This is a genomic window from Comamonas faecalis (assembly GCF_039538025.1).
GTDB lineage: Bacteria > Pseudomonadota > Gammaproteobacteria > Burkholderiales > Burkholderiaceae_C > Comamonas_C > Comamonas_C faecalis.
Genome location: NZ_BAABBP010000060.1, coordinates 1 through 1586 on the forward strand (window position 1 = coordinate 1; position 1586 = coordinate 1586).

General features: G+C 66.7%; 2 protein-coding genes. Both read left to right on the forward strand.

What is annotated here, in order from left to right; translation table 11 throughout:
* Positions 1-672 (forward strand): electron transfer flavoprotein subunit beta/FixA family protein (locus ABD767_RS17165; RefSeq protein ID WP_344870005.1); only part of this gene is annotated, 672 nt, incomplete at its 5' end.
* Between the two features lie 20 nt (positions 673-692).
* Positions 693-1586 (forward strand): electron transfer flavoprotein subunit alpha/FixB family protein (locus ABD767_RS17170; protein WP_344870006.1); only part of this gene is annotated, 894 nt, incomplete at its 3' end.

Consider the following 1586-nt stretch of genomic DNA (forward strand, 5'->3'; position numbering starts at 1 on the left):
GACATCGCCAACGTCAAGATGAGCATGAACCCCTTTGACGAGATTGCCGTCGAAGAGGCCGTACGCCTCAAGGAAAAAGGCGCCGCCACCGAAGTCATCGCCGTCAGCTGTGGCGTGGCGCAATGCCAGGAAACCCTGCGCACCGCCATGGCCATTGGCGCCGACCGCGCCATCCTGGTGCAGACCGACGAAGAGCTGCAGCCCCTGGCCGTGGCCAAGCTGCTCAAGGCCCTGGTCGACAAGGAACAGCCCGGCCTGGTGATTCTGGGCAAGCAGGCCATCGACGACGACGCCAACCAGACCGGCCAGATGCTCGCCGCTCTCGCCGACCTGCCCCAGGCCACGTTTGCCAGCAAGGTGGAAGTGGCGGGCGATTCGGTCAACGTCACCCGCGAAGTCGACGGTGGCCTGGAGACGCTGGCGCTTTCCACGCCCGCGGTCATCACCACCGACCTGCGCCTCAATGAGCCGCGCTACGTCACGCTGCCCAACATCATGAAGGCCAAGAAGAAGCCGCTGGAGACCCTCACCCCCGCCGACCTGGGCGTGGATGCTGCTGCGCGCATCAAGACCCTGAAGGTCGCCGAGCCCCCGAAGCGCGGCGCAGGCGTCAAGGTGCCTGACGTTGCCACCCTCGTGGACAAGCTCAGGAACGAAGCCAAGGTGATCTGAAGGTTCAAGGAGAAACACACATGACCGCACTCGCGCACATCCTCGTCGTGGCCGAGCACGACAACGCATCCCTCAAGAGCGCAACGCTCAACACCGTCACCGCAGCCGCCGCCTGCGGCGCCGAGGTGCATGTACTCGTTGCCGGAGAGAACGCGCAGGCAGCAGCAGCAGCTGCAGCACAGATCGCCGGCGTCTCCAAGGTGATCCACGCCGACGGCGCGTCCTTGAAGGACGGCCTGGCCGAGAACCTGGCCGCCCAGGTGCTGCAGATCGCCGGCAGCTACAGCCACATCCTGTTCCCGGCCACCGCCAGCGGCAAGAACACCGCCCCGCGCGTGGCCGCCAAGCTCGACGTGGCGCAGATCAGCGACATCACCCGGGTCGACAGCCCCGACACCTTCGAGCGCCCCATCTACGCGGGCAACGCCATTGCCACCGTGCAAAGCACAGACGCCGTCAAGGTCATCACCGTGCGCGGCACCGGCTTTGATGCGGCAGCGGCCAGCGGCGGCAGCGCAGCCGTCGAGAGCGTCCCGGCAGTGGCCGACAGCGGCAAGAGCCAATTCCTTGGGCGCGAAGTGACCAAGAGCGACCGCCCCGAACTGACGGCGGCCAAGATCATCGTCTCGGGCGGGCGGGCGCTGGGCAGCAAGGAGAAGTTCGACGAGGTCATCACCCCGCTGGCCGACAAGCTGGGCGCGGCCATTGGCGCCAGCCGCGCCGCGGTGGACGCGGGCTACGCGCCCAACGACCTGCAGGTGGGCCAGACGGGCAAGATTGTTGCGCCCCAGCTGTACATTGCCTGCGGCATCTCGGGTGCGATCCAGCACCTGGCGGGGATGAAGGACAGCAAGGTGATCGTTGCGATCAACAAGGACGCGGAGGCGCCGATCTTTGGCGTGGCCGACTATGGG